This is a genomic window from Candidatus Edwardsbacteria bacterium RifOxyA12_full_54_48 (genome assembly GCA_001777915.1).
In the GTDB taxonomy this organism is placed as follows: Bacteria; Edwardsbacteria; AC1; order AC1; family EtOH8; genus UBA2226.
The window spans coordinates 118,025-138,761 of record MFFN01000002.1; the positions used below are offsets into that span (position 1 = coordinate 118,025).

The following is a 20,737-nucleotide window of genomic DNA, read 5'->3' on the forward strand; positions in this document are numbered from 1 at the left end:
GGATGATATTCAGGATACTGTTTTTATGCCTTTTGTGTATCTGGGTCGGCGTCAGCCAGGCGGAGTACAGATGTTTTTACGGCAACCTGCATGCCCACACCAGCTATTCCGACGGCGAAAGCACCCCCGACACCGCCTACGCCTACGCCCGGGATGTGGCCCGGGTGGATGTTCAGGCCCTGACCGAGCACAACAACGGCGGGAGCTTCGGCGGGGTCAGCTATTCCATCACCCCCGAGCATTACCAGAACCTGAGGCTGATCGCCGACACCATGACCGCGCCGGGCCGGTTCGTGGCCCTGTCCGGACAGGAGGTGGGCAGCATCGGCAGCTCCGGTTTCGGCCATATCAACATCTGGGAGGCCCCCGGCCTGTGGCCCTACAACAACACCGACCTGCTGGGCTGTTATTCCTGGATTTTGGGGCAAGGCTACCCGGCCATGTACTGCCATCCCGATTCCTCCTGGAACAGCAATTTCAACGATCTGTACTACTATCAGGATTACGACCGGGCCATGGACCTGATCGAGGTGATCAACAGCAGCTCGCTCTACGAGGATGCCTATTTCAGGGCCCTGGAGAAGGGCTGGCATGTGGGGGCCTCGTCCAACCAGGACAACCATCACCGGGACTGGGGCCACCGGGTGAATTACTACGGCAACATCCCGCTGACCGGGATCTGGGCCGACACCCTCACCAAACCGGCCATTCTGGAGGCCCTACAGGCCCGGCGCACCACCGCCATGGAGGTCAGCCCGGCCGATGACCGGATAGAGCTGCTGCTTTCGGTGGACGGCCGCTATCAGGGTCAGCATTTCATCCGGCAGGAGGGGACGGCAAAGATCAGGATCGAAGCCCGGGCATCCACCAGCTTCGCCAGCCTGCTGCTTTACAGCAACGGCATTCCATCCGATACTTTCAATCTGGTCCCGGCCTCCAACCAGACGGTATGGGAGCTGGAGAAGAGTATTGGATTGGGCACGGTGTATTATTTTGTCAAGGCCCTGCAGACCGACGGCGACCGGGCCTGGACCAGCCCGGTGCACATCGACGGGGTGGCCGAAAAGAGTCCGGTGGTAACCTGGCCCACCCCCATAAGGAATTTTTCCCGGATCGTTTTCACCCCTCTGCCTGGCGCAATCTCGGTCAAAGCTGTCATCTTCGACCTGTCCGGGCAGAAGATAAAGGAGATAACCGGAAGCCAGCCCGATCAGCCTATCGGCTGGGACGGAAAGGATGCCAGGGGCCGCCAGGTCATGAACGGCGTTTACTTCATCCGGCTGGAACAGAGATCCGCCACCGAAACCAGGACCTCCCTGGGGAAAACGATGGTGTCCCGATGAAAAGATTTATTATCATTTTGGGCGCCGTGGTGCTGGCCCAGACAGTCCAGGCCCAATTACTTTACTGGGGCCTGCCCACCACCGCGGAACAGGTGGCGTTCGGCCAGGGATGTCTGCTGCAATCCCGGGAACCCCAGGGGTTGATGCATAACCCCTCATCCCTGGGCTTCATAAAATACCGGACGCTGGCGGCCTCGGGGATCCAATGGTGGCAGGAGGTATACGGGGGCTCGGCCAGCGCCGTGCTTCCGGTCAGAGGATACGGCACGGCTTCCCTCGGCCTGGGCTATTGGTCACTGGGGACCATGGCCGGGTATTCGGAGGACGGCCGGCCGATGGGAACCGTCCAGTCGCAGGCCACCAACCTGGGGCTGGGTTACGGGCTGGTGCTGGACGATGCCTGGGGGCTGGGTCTGGCCTTGAAATCCTCCCGGTTGAACCTGCCGGACCGCTACGACTGGGGCTGGAGCTCGGATATCGCCCTGAGCTATAAAAGGGGCCTGATCACCGGCAGCCTGATGGTCAAGGACCTGGGGCCGGATTATCCCAAGAACAACGAAATCAACTATCCCCTTAATACGGTATATCTGGCCGGGGCCGGGGCGGCATATTTTGAAGGAAAGGTCAGCGGCTCGGTGCAGTATAACATCAGAAAAGAGGAGGGCGGCTATCCCTCCCTTTCCCTGGAGGTCGCACCGCTGTCAGGCCTGGACCTGAAAATAGGGTATGAAAAAGTTCCCGAGCTGGCCGACCGATCTCCCCTGGGCTTTGGGATCGAGATAGATAAGCTGGGGCGCCGGGACCTCAGCGTGACCTACGGTTACCGTTCCTACGGTGATCTGGGCCATATCCAGGCCCTGACCATGGGGATCAGCTTCTAGCATGCCGGAGAACCATACCACGCCTAGGCCGGCAAACCCGGCTGATTGGGCTTCGCTGCAAAAAGCGGCGGCGATCATTAACCGGGCCTGCCGGGAGAAACGGGGCATCGCCATTTGGGGCCATGATGACATCGACGGCATTGCCAGCGTCGCCATCATGCTGGATGCCCTGCGGGGCAAGACGGAGGTGATCTATTACATCCCCCCCAAGTCCGTCACCCATTACGGCCTGGACCGGGAGGTGATCGATCAGCTGCTGGCCCGGGGGGCCTCGCTTTTGATAACCGTGGACTCCGGCATCTCCAGCATAGATGAGGCGGAATATGCCGCAGCAAAAGGGCTGGAACTTATCATCACCGACCACCACGAACTTCCTCCCCGGCTGCCGAAGGCTGTCTGTCTGCTCAACCCCAAGATCCCGGAGGAGGGGCGTCCCACCCCCCATCTGGCCGGAGCCGGTGTGGCCCTGTATCTGGCGGCTGCAATGGACGGTGAATCCCGGGAAGACTGGCTGAACCAACATCCCCAACGGACAGCCTGGGCGGCACTGGCCACCGTCACCGACCGGGTGCCTATGACCTCTGAGAACTGGCATATAGTCCGGAGCGGATTGGGGTTCATCGACGGCAACGAAGTGATCGGCAGATTGAACGATCTGCTGGGAATATCCAGCGAACAGGGCCTGTCGCCCAGGATAATTTCCCAGACCTATGTGAGCCTGCTGTCCTCGGGCATCTCCCAAGGGTTTCGCCATGAGACCCTGGAGCTGCTGCAGGGTGATTTTGATCCCCAGCATTGGCAGGAGCTGTACTCGGAGGAACAGCTGTGGCTGAACCGGATGGAGGAGCAGGTGGCGGCCAAGACCGAAAAGGCCCTGGCCGACCCCAATCCCCTTAAAGTGCTGGAGGATGATCAACTGCCCTGGAGCCTGGTGGGGCCGGTGGCCGGCGGGGTCCGGGACCGGACCGGGCTGCCGGTGATAATCCTGGGCCGCAAGAACGGCCTGACCGCCGGGGAATGCCGGGGGTTCGAACCGTTCGATTTCGTCGCCCTGCTTAATGAACTGAAAAGGTTTTTTCTCCAGCATGGCGGGCACAAACCGGCGGCCGGCTTCACGGTCCTGGAGGGCCGGGAGAAGGAGCTGATCGAGGCCCTGCGAAAATACGGAACTAAAGATCCAGCCCTGATCCTGAAAGCGAAACCATCAAAAAAAACCGACCATAAACTTGTCCGGCTGTCGGAGATCGATGCGGCCCTGCCGGAGATACTTTTGCGGGCGCCGTTCGGTCCGGCCAACCAGCCTCCGGTCTGCGAATTTGATAATTTGCTTTTGCCCAAATACAGCCAGCCGGGTGACCGTTATTGGCTGAGATATCTTATGGCCAGCCAGAAAAATCAGGATTTTGTAAGCTGCAAATGCCGCTGCACCCTGGATGTCACCCATAAGGACATTTTCTATTTGGATATTTTAGAGCTCAAAGCAAATAAATATTGAGTTCTTAATAAGTAATCTTCGTGAATTGCTGTATCGCAAGGGAAGAAACCTGGTATTTTGTATCTATATCCATGTTTCCTCTCCACTTTCTCTTTATAGAGAAAGTGGAGAGGAGAATCGCCGCCTACACCGGTGCTTTGACGGAATGATGTCCGACGGACTGAATTTGCTGAACACGCCAAGCTCATTTGTGTAACTCACAGCAAATTCCGGGCGTCCGCCTAAGCCTAACCAGCACCGCTGACTGCGGCACATTGGGGAACCCAGGTAAAAGGCCGCTTCAGCTGACGGGGATGGCAACAGTGGCCGGTAAGATTTATTTGCAGAGCACGGGTTTTATTTATCTCATCAAGAAATTTAGGCCCCGTATATCTTTACCCACCCGGGAGGTGTGCGGCGAGCTCTTAACATCTCCCCGCCTTGCGGTACTGAAAGTAGCATTAAACAGTTTAATATATAATAGGATAGAGGGCATGGCTGAAGTATTACTTGAGAATTTGACCAAGGTATATGACAAAAAGGTCACGGCGGTAAGCCGGGTGGATCTGAAGATCAAGAACGGGGAATTCCTGGTTCTGGTGGGCCCGTCGGGCTGCGGCAAGACCACCATCCTAAGGATGATCGCCGGATTGGAGGAGATCACCGAAGGTAAGGTTTATATCGATAGTGCTGTGGTCAACGATGTCGCCCCTAAGGACCGCAACGTGGCCATGGTCTTTCAGAATTACGCCCTTTATCCCCACATGACGGTGTTCGACAACATCGCCTTCGGGCTGAAGATGGCCAAGATGGACAAGGCCCTGATCAAGGAGAAGGTGGCCCGGACCGCCGAGATGCTGGACATGGGAAAATACCTGGACCGCAAACCCAAGGCCCTGTCCGGCGGCCAGCGCCAGAGGGTGGCCCTGGCCCGGGCCATCGTCAAATCGCCCAAGGTCTTTTTGTTCGACGAGCCGCTGTCCAACCTGGACGCCCAGCTCAGGACCCAGACCCGGGCCGAATTGAAGCGGCTCCAGCAGCAGCTTAACACTACCGCCATCTACGTCACCCATGACCGCACCGAGGCCATGACCCTGGGCGATAGGATAGCGGTGATCAAGGACGGACGGCTGCACCAGGTGGGCGAGCCCCTGGCCATCTACAACGACCCGGCCGACCTGTTCGTGGCCAATTTCATCGGCACCCCGGGGATCAACCTGATCCCGGGAGAGCTGACGGCCGCCGCCGGCAAATTAGGCTTCAAGAACAAGCAGCTATCCAAGGAGCTGCCGCATATCTCCGCCGGGGCGGAGAACGGCACCCCGGTTTTGCTGGGAGTACGGCCGGAGAACGTATCGCTGGTAAAGGAAGGGGAGGGATTCAAGACCGTGGTGGACCTGGTGGAGCAGCTGGGGGGTGAATCGCTGATCTACACCACCTCGCCAGACGGATACAAGGTCATCGCCCGGAGCTTCGGCAATGTCAAGCTGGAGCAGAACAGCCACATCAGCCTGGATTTCAAATCTTCCGAGGCCCATCTTTTCAGGGAGTCCGACGGGCAGAGGGTAAGATAGACTGCGGTATGGTCCATAATTGCATTAAAGCCCCTGTTCGTAGTTTACTGATTACGGGTAAGGGCTTTTTGTGTTCTTAAATATGTGTATGCCAACGGAATGCTTTTGGCCAGGTTAGACAGCACCGGGAGGAAGTTCTACTACCACCACGATGCCCTGGGAAGCACCATAGGCATAAGCGACAGTAATTACGCTGTTTACAAGAGTTACCTTTACGACGAGTTCGGAGACAGCCTTGGCGCGTGGGGTCCTACTCCTTATAACACTTATAGGTACACAGGCCAAGAGTATGATGGAAAGCCTGCGTATGCGTATAACCTGAGAGCGCGGGAGTATTACCCCAAGCTGGGCCGGTTTGGCCAGAACGACCCGATAGGGGACAAGGGCGGGAGCTAACCGGTCAGTCCTGCCGCATATTATCCGTTCATTCGGCTTGACAGTCCCCGGTCAATTCATATATAATCATACATTGACGGAATAAAAACATTCTAGAACTTAAGGGAGAATTTTAAAAGTGTCGCATAATATCAGCAAGCACCGGCTGAAACACGATGAGTTCGCCGAAGACATGGCCAAGACCATAAACCTGTTCCGGAAATACAGCACCGAGATCCTGGCCGTCCTGGTGGGGGCCCTGATCATCGTGATCGGATTATTCTTCGTGGCCCAGAACCGGACCAAGAACGAGCGGGAGGCCAACCTGCTGCTGGGATCGGCCCATGCCGCCCTGTTCAGCGGCGACGCCCAGCAGTCCCGCCAGGGATATGAGGACATCATCAAGCGTTTCGGCAGCACCGAATCGGCCAAGGAGGCCATGATCAACCTGGGCAATCTGAATTTTCAGATGCGCAACCAGGAGGAGGCCCTGAAAAATTACCAGCGGGCGGTCCAGGCCAAGCCCAAGAGCTACCTGCTGATGTCGGCCGCCATCGGCGGGGTGGCCGCCTGTTATGAGCAGTCGGGCGATTTCAATAAAGCTGCCGAGGAATATATGCAGATATTCCAGCGCTATCCCAAACAGAACTATATTTCGCTTAACGCCATGCTGTCAGCCGGCCGGTGCTATCGGGCGGCCGGAAACAATGCCAAGGCCCGCGAGGTTTATCAGGGGATCCTCAGCAAATATCCCGATGACCAGAACGCCCAGAAGGCCCGGTCGGCCCTGGCCATGCTTCCGACGGCGGAATGAGAAAGGAACCATGCCTGCCCTGAACGTCGCATTTCTGTGGCATATGCACCAACCCTGTTACCGGGAGCCGGATAACAGGGTTTTTCGCCTACCGTGGGTAAGGCTGCATGCCCTGAAGGATTATTACGACATGGTCTCCATCGCCCAGCAGCATCCGGATATCAAGCTGTGCTTCAATCTGGTGCCGGTGCTGCTGGAACAGCTGCAGGATTACGTATCGGGAAGTTGCAGCGATCTGCATCTGGAGGTCAGCAAAAAACCGGCCGCCGACCTGAACAACGAAGAAAAGCTCTTTGTGCTGCGGGATTTTTTCATGGCCAACTGGGCCAACATGGTGGAGGTCCATCCCCGGTACCGGGAGCTGCTGGGCAAGCGGGGCCGTAATCCCAAGCCCGGGGATCTGGCCGATATCGCCAGACGGTTCAGCGTCCAGGACATCCGCGACCTGCAGGTCTGGTTCAATCTGGGCTGGACGGATCCGGTCCATTTCCAAAATGACCCCCAGCTGGCCCGGCTTAAGGCCAAGGGCAGCAACTTTACCGAGGAGGACAAGGGGCTTTTGTGGAACAGCCAGCAGGCCATCCTGGCCTCGATCATCCCGCTGTATAAACAGGCCTGGGATTCGGGACAGCTGGAGATATCCACCACCCCCTATTATCATCCCATCCTGCCGCTGCTGTGCGACAGCAATATCGCCCGGGAATCAATGCCGGGAGCCCCGCTGCCTCCGGCCTTTGTTTTCCCGGAGGATGCCCTGGCCCAGATCACCCAAGGGCTGGATTACCTGGAGAAGATATTCGGCCGGAGGCCGGCCGGGATGTGGCCCTCCGAGGGCAGCGTCAGCCGGGAGACGGTGGAGCTGATGGACCGGACCGGGGTCCGCTGGCTGGCCAGCGACGAGGGCATTCTGGAACGGTCGCTGGGACGGCATCTCCGCAGGGGGCACGAGCTGGCCCATCCTGAGATCTTATATCGTCCTTATCGCCTGGGCAGCTGCAGCCTGTTCTTCCGGGACCGGGTGATCTCGGACAAGCTGGGCTTTGATTATTACAACTGGGACCCGGCCCAGGCGGCCCGGGACCTGGTGGCCAGGCTGGAGCAGTCGGCAGAAAAACTGGGGGCCGAGGCCGCAAAACATATCGCCCCGATAATACTGGACGGCGAGAATGTCTGGGAATTCTTTCCGGATGACGGCCATGAATTCCTTAACCAGCTGTACGGCCGCCTGTCATCCAGCCAGAAGCTGAGATGCTGCACCTTCAGCCAGTATCTGGACGAACAGCATGATCTGCCCGGCCTGACGAAACTGTTTCCCGGCTCCTGGATAAACAGCGATTTCCGGATATGGATCGGGGCCGAGGAGGATAACGAGGCTTGGGAGCAGCTGCTCCGGGCCCGCCAGGCGGTCCAGCAGAGTCAGAAAACCCTGGAGGGAGATCCTGAGAGATACCGCCAGGTGATGGAGCAGATCTACACCGCCGAGGGCAGCGACTGGTGCTGGTGGTACGGCGGCAACTTCTCCAGCGAGAATCTGGCCGAGTTCGACGAACTGTTCCGGGGGCATCTCCGGGCGGTGTACAAACTGCTGGAGATGGAGGCGCCGGAGCGACTGTTCCGGCCGATCGCCAAAGAGGGGGCGGAACGCCAGCCGGTGTCCCAGCCCATCGGCTTTATCACTCCGGCCATTGACGGCCGGGTCACCGAGTTCTACGAGTGGTCGGGCAGCGGCGTCTATGACGTCCATCTCAACGGCGGGGCCATGCGGCGCAGCCAGAGCTTTTTCTCGCAGGTCCACTTCGGATTCGACCCCGGGAATTTTTATCTGCGGCTGGACCCTTCCCCCGGATCGAATTTGGGATCGCTGGGCGATGCCCGGCTGAAAGTGGAGCTGCTGAGCCCGGTCCGCAGAACCATGATCTTCCGCCTAAAGGAACAGCAGGGGCCGGAGGGCTGCCTGATAGCGGCGGACCGGATCGTGGAGATGAAGATACCCTTTGAACTGACCGGGGCCAAAGCCGGAGAAAGCGTGGGCCTGCTGCTCATTCTGGAGGAGGGCGGCAACGAACTGGAGAAGCATCCCGACGGGCCGCCCATAACGATAAAGGTGCCGGGCCGGGATTTCGAGGACCACTACTGGCAGGCCTGAGCTCCGGCTGCACTAAGATGACGATGAAAGCAAATCATGATAAACCTAAGGCCATGAATGGCCTCGTTACTCCTCTAGGGGCTTATTTAACCCAGCCATTAAGGGCTGGGTTAAAAGCGGGGATCCTGCCTTTGCTGGCTTTGCTTCTCCTGTCGGCCAGGCCTTCGTGGGGCGTCACTCCGGTATTGCAGGGGGCGGGGATGGGCCGGGCGGTCGTTCCCCTTCCGTTAAAAAGTGCAGCCGCTGAAGGCCGGATAGCCATGGAAAGCCAGACGATCACGGCCGATCTCTATCCCGGTTTGGCGCTGATCAGATGGAAGATCGTCCTGAGCAACCGCGGTGGAAAAAATATTCAAATATCTTTGGCTCTCCCCAAAAGCGGAAGTTTTACCCACGATGAGATATCCATAATCAAGCTGGATTCGCTGTTCGACCTGAAAATATCCTGGAAAGGGCGGGAGCAGATGGTAAAAACCATCACTGCCGATCTCCGATCAAGCGACGGGTATCTTTCCCTGCCGGAATCGTACCGTGATTCGGTCAGCCAATGGTATGGCTGGGCGGTGGATATCCCGCCCGGCAGCCGGGATACGTTAAGATTATCGTACGCCGTCAGGACCGGCCCGGCCCAGCTGGCCCGGGGCGGCAATGTCCGCCGCTCGTTCTTCCTGGGATTTCTGCTGGAGCAGGCCCGGGCCTGGGAAGGACAGATGCAGGATACCGAATTACAGATCGATCTGAAAGGCCGGCTTTTGTCATCGCAAGTGTTCGGGATCTATCCCAGAGAAGTGTTTGAATACGACGACCAGGGGCGGCTTTATTTCCAGATCTCCGGCCGCAATCCCATCCGGCATGATGATGTATTGATGGGCTATGATAGCAAAGACGGGTTCGATTATTTTGCCGATTATCTGCAAAACAAAGATAAATATGACCGACCGATAAACCGCATCCAGCCGGACAGCCTTAAAACAAGCAAAATGCCTTCCGGCAGATTCGATGTCTATCCGTTCAAGGAATATGCCATCCTGGGGACGCTGGCGGCCTGCCTGGGGCTGGCCGCCCTGCTGGTGATATATCTTATAAGGAGGAGATAAAATGGACAAGTTCGCCGTTTCCACCGGATTGATCGGCCTGACAATCGGGCTGATCGCCCTGCTGGTATTCATCTATCTGATCAGCCGCCTGGCCAAGCGAAAGGCCGGGGCCGGCCGGGCCGTCAACCTGCTGTTGAATTCGGCGGTGCTGGCCGTGCTCTCGGCGGCCTTCATCTTCTTGTCGCTGTTCGTCCAGACCCTCAACCGTTACCTGCACGACCAGCGGATCGGCACCATCTCCGCCCGGCAGGAGGGGCAGGGCCTGAGGATGGAGTTTACCGATCTTAAGACCGAGCAACGGTTTAATTTCGAATTGAACGGCGACCAGTGGATGGTGGAGGGCTACATCGTCCGCTGGAACCCGCTGCTGAGGTGGCTGGGGGCCGGGGCCTATTACAAGATCGACCGATTCTCGGGGCGCTACGAATCGGATACCTGCTCGCTGGTTCCCGGACGGCAGGTGATAGACAGCTCCCATCGCGGGCTGTGGAAAAGCCTGCTCAAATACGGGCAACGGACAAAGCTGATCGACGCCGCCTACGGCATCGCCGCCTTCCAGTATCCGTCCCAGGAAGCCTACGGACTGTATATCAACGACAGCGGGTTTATCATCAAGAAGGAATGAACATGAGGATCAGGGATTCGGGCTGGTCGCTTCTGGAAACGATAATAGCCCTGACCATATTCGGAATAGTGATGGCGGGCATTTTCGGGGTGCTGGTCCCGACGTTCAGGGCTTTCGCCAAGAATCAGCTTCGGCATGAACTTTATATGCAGACCGAACAGGCGCTGAACGGGCTGAACCGGAAGGTATCCGATTCATTCGGCTGGCTGGAGGGGGATTCGCATAGAATGCTGCTGGCGGCCCAAAACGGCGATACCATCTCCATATTTCGCGGCACCAAGGACAGCGTTCTGTATGTCAATTCTAAGCCGGTCCTGCCGGCTGGGTATAAAACAGCCGAATTCAATATTCAATACAAGCCGATGAACGACAGCGCCATGGCCATGACCCCAGCCCAGTGTTTTACTGTCGCCGATGCCGACCAGAACGGCCTCATCCAGGGGGGCGAGATATCGCAGGTGGCTTCTATGGAACTGAGATTGACCGTCACCAAGGCCAGAGAGAGTTACACGGGATCGACCTTTCCCCGGATCCCACCGGCCATAGTGGAGATCGAGATCGGGGAGTGAGGGTTTTTCTTCACCGCAGAGGTGCGGAGGAATTTTAAACACTAAGCGCACAAAGGGCACAACGGATTGACCCTGGCTTTTTCTCAAACCTGTTTTCATGGATTCCCGCCGGAAGCCTGCCCTGAGTAAGGCAAGCAAGCCCTGCTGGCTCAGGGTTTGTCCCGTACTTGATGCGGGGCGGGAATGACATGCCAGGCCACCAAATCCGCAAAATCACATGCAATTAATGATCTATTCAGCCATCATCGGCGGCCTTGCCTGGGCCGTCTTTTATTTTCCGTTGACATCACCCTAATTTATGTTATAATAAGACTTTATATTGGGGCCTTATGATAAAAAGCATGACCGGATACGGCCGGGCGGAGTCCACCCTTAACGGCTCCCGCCTGACCCTGGAAATACGCTCGGTGAACAACCGCTTCACCGACTTCGGCATCAGGCTGCCCCGGGCCTTCGCCAGCCTGGAGCCGGAGGTCAAGAAGTTTCTGCAGAAGCGCATCGCCCGCGGCTCGGTCAGCCTGACCGCCACCTACAACGGGGGCGAAGCCCCCGACCTGCCGGAGCTGGATCTCCGCAGCGCCGATCATTTCTACAAACTGCTCAACACCCTGCGCAAGCGCTACCGGATAAAGGACCCGGTGGAGCTGGAGGACATCTGCCACTTCTCCGAGATATTCAGGAGCCGTCAGGCCCCGCTGTCGCAGGGCAAGGCCTGGTCCGGACTGCAGGTCTGCCTGAAGAAGGCCCTGGACGATTTTGACCGCATGAGGATTCGCGAGGGCTCGGCCCTGGCGGCCGATCTCCGCAAGAACATCGCCGAGCTGAAAAAGAGCCTTTCGTCCATCGAGAAGCTGGCCCCCTTGAGGATCCGGCAGTTCCGCGACAAGTTCGCCCAGCGCCTTAAAAAGATCTCCCAGGGAACGGCCCTGGACCCCCAGCGGCTGATGCAGGAGGCGGCGGTCTACGCCGACCGGTGCGATATCAGCGAGGAGTGCGTCCGCTTCGCCAGCCATATCAAGGCCTTTGAGGAATATCTGGACACCTCCCAGCCGGTGGGCCGGCGGCTGGACTTCCTGCTGCAGGAGATCAACCGCGAGGCCAACACCATCGGCTCCAAGGCCAACGACGACAAGATATCCCAGCTGGTGGTCCGGATAAAGGAGAACCTGGAGAAAATGAGGGAACAAGCCCAGAACGTGGAATAATATTAAGGGAAGGAATTTGCCATGAAAAAGACCCTCTTGTCAATAACCCTGAGCCTGGCGCTGGCCGCCGGTCTTAACGCCCAGAGCCTCGCCACCCAGATGGAGGCCCATATCTCCATGTCCACCCCGGAGCTGAACCTGTACTTTCTGGACCTGGGCTTCCTGGACCTCAACCTGGCCCACGGCAGCGTGGGGATGATGAACAACCCCGGGGGCCTGGGGAGGACCGGGATCATGGACGTCACCGTGGCCGGCAGCCTGTCCAAGGACGCCAGCATGAGCACCGACATCAGGCTGATGGACAGCACCGAGGTGACCGGGGAACTGAATATACCCACCTACCTGACCCTGACCGACCAGGGCGGGTTGGATTACGTGGGGGTGGCCGGCAAGATGGGGCCCTTCGGGGTGGGCATCGCCTACCAGAGGAGCTTTGCCGTGGAGGCCGGGCTGGACAAGGCGGATATGGACATCTCCCAAAGGTTCAATTACGCCTACGATTATATCCTGACCAGCGACGCCAACGGGCTGCTGCCGGGAGGACTGGCGGTCCCGGTGACCTTCAACGTCTCGGCGGTCACCAACGTCCGCCTAAAGGGCAGCGGGGAGGCCCGGATCTCCAACCAGCCGATCTTCGTGGGAGCCGGCACCAAATACGGTCCCATCAACATGGGGATGGGGTTTAAGGTGACCAGGATCGAGGCGCTGGCCAACACCAGCCTCAAGCTGTCCGGCAGCATCGACAGCCTCAGGGGGGAGCTGGATTCGGCCAATTACGGCGGCCCCAGCGTGATCTTTGACAACGTGGACATCTACGCCCCGTTCGGTGATTCAATCTTCTACAGCAAATTCTCCAGCGACCTCCAGGGGACCCAGTACAGCCTGGTGCTGGGCGGGAACATGGAACTGCCCATCGTCAAGCTGGGGATGTCCCTGGAAATGGGAATGCCCTACAAACTCTCCGGATATTACTTCAACAACTCGGGACTGCCCGAAGGCCAGCCGCTGCTGGACAGCATCAGCGTCAGCAGCCTGCAGTACGACAGCGCCAGCCAGACATTCACCGGCGATGTCAAACTCAATCTGGGCGGGGTGGAATACACCCGCAAGACCGCCGCCGACACCGGCGAGATCGAGCTTCCCGGGGTGACCAGCCTGAAGGCCTCGCTGGGTCTCAAACTGTGGGGCCTGCGGGTGGGGGTCAACGGCGGCATGGACATGATGACCGGGGAATGGCCCATGATCGGCAATGCCTACGCCTCGCTGGGCACCTCGCTGTCCATCAAACGCACCAGCTTAAGATTGGGGCTGGCCAGCCGCTGGCAATACCTGGCCCTGGAGGATGACAAGCTTTACAGCTCGGCCCCTATGGTGATATTGGGTGCCGGGGTGGGCATCCCCTTTCCCAAGGGCGAGCTGATGCTGGGCTCCCGGATCAATCTGGCCAACGGGATCTTAAGCACCTCCAACCTGGAGAAGATGGAGGACTTCAAGCCCTGGGAGACCATCGCCCTCAACGCCGGGATCAGGGTATCGATCTGAAATTAAAACACCGGCAGCAAACTCAAGAAATCATTTCCAGCCGTGACAAAGACCGGAGCTCCTGTGCCTGAATATATGTCCTCCGCTTTCTCTTTGAAGAGAAAGCTACAAAGAGAACTGTCGCTGCACCGCTGCCCGGTAGCCCTGAAACCAGCCGCCTAAATGTTTTGATCACGAAACCGGGCACCAGCAGGCAAAACATTCTTAACGGCGGCTTTTACCAGGCAGCAGCGCTGATGCGACCCGGGGCCCCGCCATCAGTGAAGCGGCGCACACTTCAGCCCCGATAAAGCAGTCATTGCGTCAAAGACATCCTGCAAGTTCTGGTTCAATGAATGCCTGGGCGTAGGCCTTACTGTCCGCAGAACTGGGCGAGGCAAAGATTTCCTTCGTTTGCCGAACAAGCAGACTGACTCAGGACGTGCCTTTGGTTACTTTCGGCGCCTGCCCTGAGAAAAACAACCCGCCTTGTTTGTGAAGGGTCATAAGAAAGTAACATTTAAGTTGCTGCAGGCCCACTTTCAAAAATATTTAATGCCAATTAATTATTTATATGCATAACCTGACACGCCAGGGGTTTCCCATAATACTCTCCGCCCCGTCCGGGGCGGGCAAGACCAGCCTGTGCCGCAAGGTGGTGGAGAGGCACCCCGAGATCGTCTACTCCATATCGGTGACCTCCCGGCCGCCCCGCCCCAACGAAAAACACGGGCAGGACTATCATTTCGTGTCGGCGGCCGATTTCGAGGAGATGCTGGAGAGCGACGCTCTGGTGGAGTGGGCCATGGTCCACGATAATTATTACGGCACCCCCCGCAAGGACATCTCGGGCCAGCTGGAGCAGGGGCGGGACGTGATCATGGACATCGATACCGTGGGGGCCCGGTCGGTCAAGAAGACATACCCCCAGGCGATCAGCATCTTCGTGATCCCGCCCTCCATCGAGGCCCTGAAGCAGAGGCTGATGAGCCGGGCCACCGACAGCGACGAGGTGATCAGCAAGCGGCTGAACAAGGCCCGGCTGGAGATGGAGCAGATCGGCGATTTCGACTACTGGCTGGTCAATGACGACCTCAACCAGGCCATCGATGCGGTGGTAGCCATCATCCGGGCCGAGCGGCTCAGGCTTTCCAGGTACAACAAGGACGAGATCATAAAAATAATATAAAATCTTTAAGGAGACCGGCAATGGCTTTCATTCCCATCGAAGAACTGAGCGAAGGCATGGAGAACAAATACATGGCGGTCCTGGTGGCCGCCAAGGAGGCCCGGCGCCTCAACGACAAACGGAGGATGGGCCGGATGGACATGGCCCTGAAGCCCATCTCGCTGGCCCTGGAGCGGCTGAGGGACCACAAGGTGGAATTCCACGGCAATGACTAAAGCTCCCAACATAGTGTTGGGGGTGACCGGCAGCATCGCCGCCTACAAGGCCCTGGACCTGGTCGGCCGCCTGAGGAAGAAAGGCTGCCGGGTGACGGTGATCATGACCGGCAATGCCTGCAAACTGGTGGGCCCGGCCTCATTCGAAGCCCTGTCGGGCAATCCGGTGGCCCGGGAACTATTTCCGGATTCCAAGCCGCAGAATATCGAGCACATATCCCTAGCCCAGCTGGCCGATGTGCTGGCGATAGTGCCGGCCTCGGCCAATTTTATCGCCAAGGCCGCCGCCGGCATCGCCGACGATCTGCTGACCACGGTGGCCCTGGCCGTTAGGGCGCCGGTGCTGCTGGCCCCGGCCATGAATGTGAATATGTGGGAGAACCGGATCGTCCGTCAGAACGTCAAACGGCTGGCGGATAACGGCTGGCGGATGGTGGAGCCGGAATCAGGCCGGCTGGCCTGCGGGGCGGAGGGCAACGGTCGGCTGGCTTCGCTGGATAAGATTGAGAATGAAATCCTTTGCCTGCTGGGCTGGAAGGATGATTACCGGGACATCCCGCTGATCATCACCGCCGGGCGGACCGAGGAGCCCTGGGACCCGGTGAGGTTCATCTCCAACCGCTCATCCGGCAGGATGGGCATGGCCCTGGCCGAACAGTCCGCCCGCCGGGGGGCCAAAGTGACATTGATATCCGGCCCGGCCGATGTCCCGGCTCCGGAGGTATTCAAACATATAACGGTAAATACCGCCGCCCAGATGAGCCAGGCGGTGCTTAAAGAGCTGCCGCATAACCGGGCATTGATCATGGCGGCGGCGGTGGCGGACTACGCCCCAAAAAATATTGCCTCCGGCAAGATCAAAAAAAATAACGACGACGATATGACTTTGACCCTCAAGAAGAATCCCGATATAATTCAACTGGCCGCAGGCAGGCGAAAAGCCGGGACGGTGCTGGTGGGTTTCGCCCTGGAGACGGATAATCTGATTGCCAACGCCAGGAAAAAGCTGGCCGCCAAAAAACTGGACCTGATCGTGGCCAACCCGGCAAAAACGCTGTCCAGTGAAAATATCCAGGCCGTGATCATCGACCAAAAAGGAAATACCGCCAAATTCCCCCCGATGCCGAAATCCCGGCTGGCGGGGCTGATCCTGGACCGGACCATCAAATTGATAGGAGCCGATAAGTGACATCAACCGTGGCCATCAGCCGGCTCAGGAAATATCTCCTCCAGGAGCAGGAGCAGGGCGTCAGCGAACTGGTGCTGAGCAAAAAACCGGTGATATCAAGCTCCGGCAGGAGCGGGGCCCTGGCCCGGTACCAAAAAGAGATCTCCGGCTGCGCCAAATGCCCGCTGTCCAAAACCCGCACCAACTTCGTTTTCGGCGACGGGGATCCCAAAGCCGACATGGTCTTCGTGGGCGAGGCCCCGGGCCATGATGAGAATCTGCAGGGAAAACCCTTTGTGGGCGCCGCCGGGCAGCTGCTGACCAAGATCATCGAGGCCATCAAGCTGGACCGCTCCCAGGTATATATCTGCAACATTCTCAAGTGCCGCCCGCCGGGCAACCGCAATCCGGAGCCCCGGGAGATCGAGATGTGCGAGCCCTATCTGATCAGGCAGCTGGAGCTGATAAAACCCAAGGTGATCTGTGCCCTGGGCACCTTCGCCGCCCAGACCCTGCTGAAAAACACCACCCCGATCTCAAAACTGCGGGGCCAGATCCACTACTATCATGATATAAAACTGGTGCCGACCTTCCATCCGGCGGCCCTGCTGCGGAACCCGGCCTGGAAGAGGCAGACCTGGGAGGACGTCCAATTGGTAAGAAAGATATACGATCAGGAAAGGTCCGATGGCCGATAGCAACAACATGATAGAGAGGCTGCCGCCCCAGTCGCAGGACGCCGAGATGGCGGTGCTGGGCTCGATGCTGTTGTCGCCCGAGGCCGTCTCCCGGTCGGTGGAGATCATCAGCGACGAGGAGAATTTCTACTCCTCGGCCCACCGCAAGATATTCCGGGGCATCATCAACCTCTACGAGAAGAACCAGCCGGCCGACCTGGTGACGGTGGCCGACGAACTGCGGCGCCTTAAGTGGCTGGACGACGCCGGGGGGCCGGTCTACCTCACCCGTCTGGTGGAGAGCGTGGCCACCGCGGCCAATGTCGATTATTACGCCCGGATCGTGCTGGAGAAGGCGGTGGTGCGCCGGCTGATCAACTCCGCCACCCAGATCGTTTCCTCCTGCTACGAGGCCAGCGAGACCGCCGAGGAATTATTGGACCGCGCCGAACAGCTGATATTCTCCATCAAGGAAAAGCGCCTTCGCAAGCATCTGATGCCGCTGGGCTCCTTCATCAAGGACAGCTTCGAGATGGTGGAGAAGATGTACAAGGAGAAGCGGCACATCACCGGGGTGGAGACCGGTTTTGCCGACCTGGACGAGATGACCTCCGGCATGCAGAAGGGGGACCTGATCATCGTCGGGGCCCGCCCCTCGGTGGGGAAGACCGCTTTCGCCCTGAACATCGCCCAGCATGCCGCCATAACCAACAAGATACCGGTGGCGGTATTCAGCCTGGAGATGTCCAAGGAACAGCTGGTCATCCGCCTGCTGTGCTCCGAGGCCCGGGTGCCGGGGCATAAGGTGCGCAGCGGCTATCTCTCCCAGCAGGATTTTACCAAGCTGGTTTCGGCCGCCGGCCTGCTGCATGAGGCCCCGATATACATCGACGAGAGTTCCAGCTCCAGCCCCCTGGAGATCAGGGCCAAGGCCCGGCGCCTGAAGTCCGAGGTGGACCTGGGGCTGATCATCGTGGATTACCTCCAGCTGATGCGGGGCTCCAATTACCGCTCCGAGAACCGCCAGCAGGAGATCTCCGAGATATCCCGTTCCCTCAAGGCCCTGGCCAAGGAGCTGGATGTCCCGGTGATGGCCCTCTCCCAGCTGTCCCGCATCTCCGAACAGCGGGGCCAGGACTCCCGCCCCATCCTGTCCGACCTGCGCGAGTCGGGGGCCATCGAGCAGGACGCCGATGTGGTGCTGTTCCTGCACCGCCAGAAGGGCGTCTACAAGGACAAGGAGGAACGGAGCCAGTCCGAGCAGACGGACGCCGACAGCGCCGAGCTGATAATCGCCAAGCAGAGGAACGGCCCCACCGGCAAGTTCAACCTGACCTTCCTCAAGGAGTACACCCGGTTCGAGAACCAGACCCAGGAGCAGAGGACCGATCCGTTCTAAGCCGAATTGCGCCAATAATAGACCGCAAATGACCAGTATATTTCACCGCAAAGACGCTGAGTGCACTAAGCTTGGGTTGAGGTATTACCGGAACATCTCTGCGCCTCCGCGGTTTGCCGTCTCAAACCATTAATCCGTTATTATGCCTTTCAAACTTAACATTCTTTCCCAGCGCAGTATTTTCGAAAACATCGGCCGCTCGACCATCGACCTTTTCCAGGGATGGGGAGCGGCTTTCATCCTTTTGGGAAAGATCGCCCTGTCATTAAGATACATCCTCAGGAATTTCTCCCAGGTCCTCACCCAGATGATGTTCTTCGGGGTGAGCTCCCTGCCGGTGGTGCTGTTCTCGGCGGTATTCACCGGGATGGTGGCCGGGGTGCAGGCCGCCTACCAGATGCAGGGCCTGGTGCCGCCCATCTGGCTGGGGGCCGGGATCTCCCGGGCGGTGCTGATAGAGCTGGGGCCGGTGCTGACCGCCCTGGTGGTGGCCGGCCGGGTGGGGGCCGGGATCGCCGCCGAGCTGGGCACCATGAAGGTCACCGAGCAGATCGACGCCCTGGAGACCATGGCCATCGACCCGGTGGCCTACCTGTACATGCCGCGTTTCGTGGCCGGGGCGGTGATGGCCCCGGTGTTGACGGTGTTCGCCAATTTCGTGGCCCTGATCGGCGGCTGGCTGGTGGCGGTGCTGTCGGTGGGCATCTCCAGCCAGATGTACCTGGACGGCCTGCGATTCCATTTCCACACCCGGGACCTGGTGGGCGGGATCGTCAAATCGGTGTTCTTCGGGATCATCATCGCCACCTCGGGGTGCTTTCACGGCTCGACCACCGAGGGCGGGGCCGAGGGGGTGGGCAAGGCCACCACCAATTCGGTGGTCACCTCGGCGGTGCTGATACTGATATTCGATTACATCATCTCGGCCTGGATATTCAGGTAAAACAAAAGCAGGTGTTTTAGATGCAAGAAGTAACACAACAGAAAATATTATCAATTCATATCGATAAATTAAAAAGTATTGTTAATTTACCTGAAATGTCTTTTGATGGTAAATATATCACTGGCATTTTTGGTGTAAATTGTTCAGGCAAATCAACAATATTACACGATTTAGCGTGTTGCTATAATCCACAAAAAGAGGAACAACAAAACTATAAATTCAGCAATTTCTTTCTTCCTACTAGTGATTCAAAATGGGATGGTAGTAAGTTTACAATAAAGCACAGCTATAGAATTGGTGCTGACGCATATGATAATAAATTATTTGAATTTAGCAAGTCTAATGATAGGTGGAAACCAAAATACAGTAAAAGAATCAAGAGGTATGTAGATTACATTGGAATTAAGACTTGCGTTCCACGGATAGAAGAAGAGAGGCAACGGACATTAATAAATTATCAAACAAACCCTTTAACAAGCGAATTGCATACAACGGTTAAAAGAAAAGCAAGTTATGTTTTAAATCGCGTATATACAGAATATAATCTATTGAATAGTACATTGCGTGGCACCACTTATACTGGTGTTGCCCACAATCGTTTGAGATATAGCGCACTTAGCATGGGTGCAGGCGAACAAAGAATATTTAAAATATTAGAGCAAATATATAAAGCACCCAAATACAGTTTGATTTTGATAGATGAAATAGATTTACTTATGCATAATGATGCACTAAATAGACTTATTGAAGTACTTTCCGAGAGAGCAATAGATAAAAATATTCAAATAATATTTACATCACATAGAGAAACATCACTAGATTTGAGTAATTATATTAATATTAGGCATATACACACAATAGGTGAAAGCACGTTATGTTTCAATAATACAAAACCAGACGCAATACACCGTTTAACTGGTAGAATTGAAAAACGCCTTGAAATATTTGTCGAAGATGAGTTTGCTCGTTCTATTGTAGAAAAAATTGCCATGGACATGGGACTTTTAAAGTATCTTTCAATAAAAGAATATGGTGCTGCTATTAATTGTTTTACCGTTGTAGCTGGCTTATTATTAAACTCAGATAATATTGATAATACTTTATTTGTTTTAGATGGTGATAGATACGTAAGTAGTTCAGAAAAGTCTGAATTTATTAATAAATTGATTACTGGTTCAGATGAAACAGCAAACAGATTACGTGCAAAAGCATTAACACATATAACGGAAGTAATTTTACCGGCAGCAACGAGTCCCGAACAACATGTGTATAATATTCTAAAATCGTTACAAAACACTGAAAATGAGTTTGTTTCCCTCGCAAATAATATTTCCGTTGAGAATGATAATCATAATTATATTGATAGAATCATAGATACAATAGGCTTAGACCAGAAAGCTGGTTTAGTAAGAATTATAGATTTAATTTCTGAAAGAGAAGAGTGGGAAACAATGGTTAGTAATATTAAAACTTGGTTGGAAAGTAAAAAAACAGAAGTAATCGAAAATTAATAAACATTTTA

Annotated in this window: 19 protein-coding genes; all 19 read left to right on the forward strand. The window is 56.7% G+C overall.

From position 1 onward, the window contains the following. Positions 1-2 precede the first annotated feature (2 nt). On the forward strand, positions 3-1,343 hold the full coding sequence (locus tag A2273_06435; protein ID OGF08572.1) for a hypothetical protein: 1,341 nt from the start codon (positions 3-5) through the stop codon (positions 1,341-1,343). Then, entirely contained in the window at positions 1,340-2,224 is an 885-nt protein-coding gene (locus A2273_06440; GenBank protein ID OGF08573.1) for a hypothetical protein, read from the forward strand. The genes A2273_06435 and A2273_06440 overlap by 4 nt, the downstream gene beginning before the upstream one ends. Before the next feature lies 1 nt (position 2,225). Next, positions 2,226-3,719, forward strand: coding sequence for a hypothetical protein (locus A2273_06445; protein ID OGF08574.1), 1,494 nt, complete (start codon positions 2,226-2,228; stop codon positions 3,717-3,719). A 473-nt stretch (positions 3,720-4,192) separates the two neighbouring features. After that, the gene (locus A2273_06450; protein ID OGF08575.1) at positions 4,193-5,272 is read left to right on the forward strand and encodes a sugar ABC transporter ATP-binding protein; all 1,080 of its coding nucleotides are present in this window, start codon (positions 4,193-4,195) and stop codon (positions 5,270-5,272) included. Between the two features lie 99 nt (positions 5,273-5,371). Then, complete coding sequence (locus A2273_06455) at positions 5,372-5,668, forward strand: hypothetical protein (GenBank protein OGF08576.1); 297 nt, start codon at positions 5,372-5,374, stop codon at positions 5,666-5,668. A 118-nt stretch (positions 5,669-5,786) separates the two neighbouring features. Continuing rightward, positions 5,787-6,461: a hypothetical protein gene (locus tag A2273_06460; protein OGF08577.1), complete on the forward strand. Its 675-nt coding sequence runs from the start codon at positions 5,787-5,789 to the stop codon at positions 6,459-6,461. 43 nt (positions 6,462-6,504) lie between these two features. Continuing rightward, positions 6,505-8,607, forward strand: coding sequence for a hypothetical protein (locus A2273_06465; GenBank protein OGF08578.1), 2,103 nt, complete (start codon positions 6,505-6,507; stop codon positions 8,605-8,607). 200 nt (positions 8,608-8,807) lie between these two features. Then, entirely contained in the window at positions 8,808-9,704 is an 897-nt protein-coding gene (locus A2273_06470; protein ID OGF08579.1) for a hypothetical protein, read from the forward strand. A 1-nt stretch (position 9,705) separates the two neighbouring features. Continuing rightward, positions 9,706-10,329, forward strand: a complete 624-nt coding sequence (locus A2273_06475) for a hypothetical protein (protein ID OGF08580.1) — start codon at positions 9,706-9,708, stop codon at positions 10,327-10,329. A gap of 2 nt (positions 10,330-10,331) precedes the next feature. Then, on the forward strand, positions 10,332-10,898 hold the full coding sequence (locus A2273_06480) for a hypothetical protein (GenBank protein ID OGF08581.1): 567 nt from the start codon (positions 10,332-10,334) through the stop codon (positions 10,896-10,898). 329 nt (positions 10,899-11,227) lie between these two features. Beyond that, positions 11,228-12,103 (forward strand): YicC family protein, encoded by an 876-nt coding sequence (locus tag A2273_06485; protein ID OGF08582.1) that lies wholly within the window; start codon positions 11,228-11,230, stop codon positions 12,101-12,103. A 21-nt stretch (positions 12,104-12,124) separates the two neighbouring features. Next, positions 12,125-13,645, forward strand: coding sequence for a hypothetical protein (locus A2273_06490; GenBank protein ID OGF08583.1), 1,521 nt, complete (start codon positions 12,125-12,127; stop codon positions 13,643-13,645). Between the two features lie 553 nt (positions 13,646-14,198). After that, positions 14,199-14,813 carry a guanylate kinase gene (locus A2273_06495; protein OGF08584.1) on the forward strand — a complete coding sequence of 205 codons (615 nt, stop codon included), beginning with the start codon at positions 14,199-14,201 and terminating at the stop codon, positions 14,811-14,813. Between the two features lie 20 nt (positions 14,814-14,833). Beyond that, complete coding sequence (locus tag A2273_06500; protein OGF08585.1) at positions 14,834-15,028, forward strand: DNA-directed RNA polymerase subunit omega; 195 nt, start codon at positions 14,834-14,836, stop codon at positions 15,026-15,028. Next, positions 15,021-16,217, forward strand: a complete 1,197-nt coding sequence (locus A2273_06505; protein ID OGF08586.1) for a hypothetical protein — start codon at positions 15,021-15,023, stop codon at positions 16,215-16,217. The genes A2273_06500 and A2273_06505 overlap by 8 nt, the downstream gene beginning before the upstream one ends. A gap of 119 nt (positions 16,218-16,336) precedes the next feature. Continuing rightward, a complete protein-coding gene (locus A2273_06510; protein ID OGF08746.1) occupies positions 16,337-16,894 on the forward strand; it encodes a uracil-DNA glycosylase in 558 nt (185 codons plus the stop codon). Next, the gene (locus A2273_06515) at positions 16,884-18,272 is read left to right on the forward strand and encodes a replicative DNA helicase (protein ID OGF08587.1); all 1,389 of its coding nucleotides are present in this window, start codon (positions 16,884-16,886) and stop codon (positions 18,270-18,272) included. Before A2273_06510 ends, A2273_06515 begins: the two co-directional genes overlap by 11 nt. Positions 18,273-18,414: 142 nt before the next feature. After that, positions 18,415-19,215: a hypothetical protein gene (locus A2273_06520; protein ID OGF08588.1), complete on the forward strand. Its 801-nt coding sequence runs from the start codon at positions 18,415-18,417 to the stop codon at positions 19,213-19,215. A 20-nt stretch (positions 19,216-19,235) separates the two neighbouring features. Then, a complete protein-coding gene (locus tag A2273_06525; protein OGF08589.1) occupies positions 19,236-20,726 on the forward strand; it encodes a hypothetical protein in 1,491 nt (496 codons plus the stop codon). The last annotated feature ends 11 nt before the right edge of the window (positions 20,727-20,737 follow it).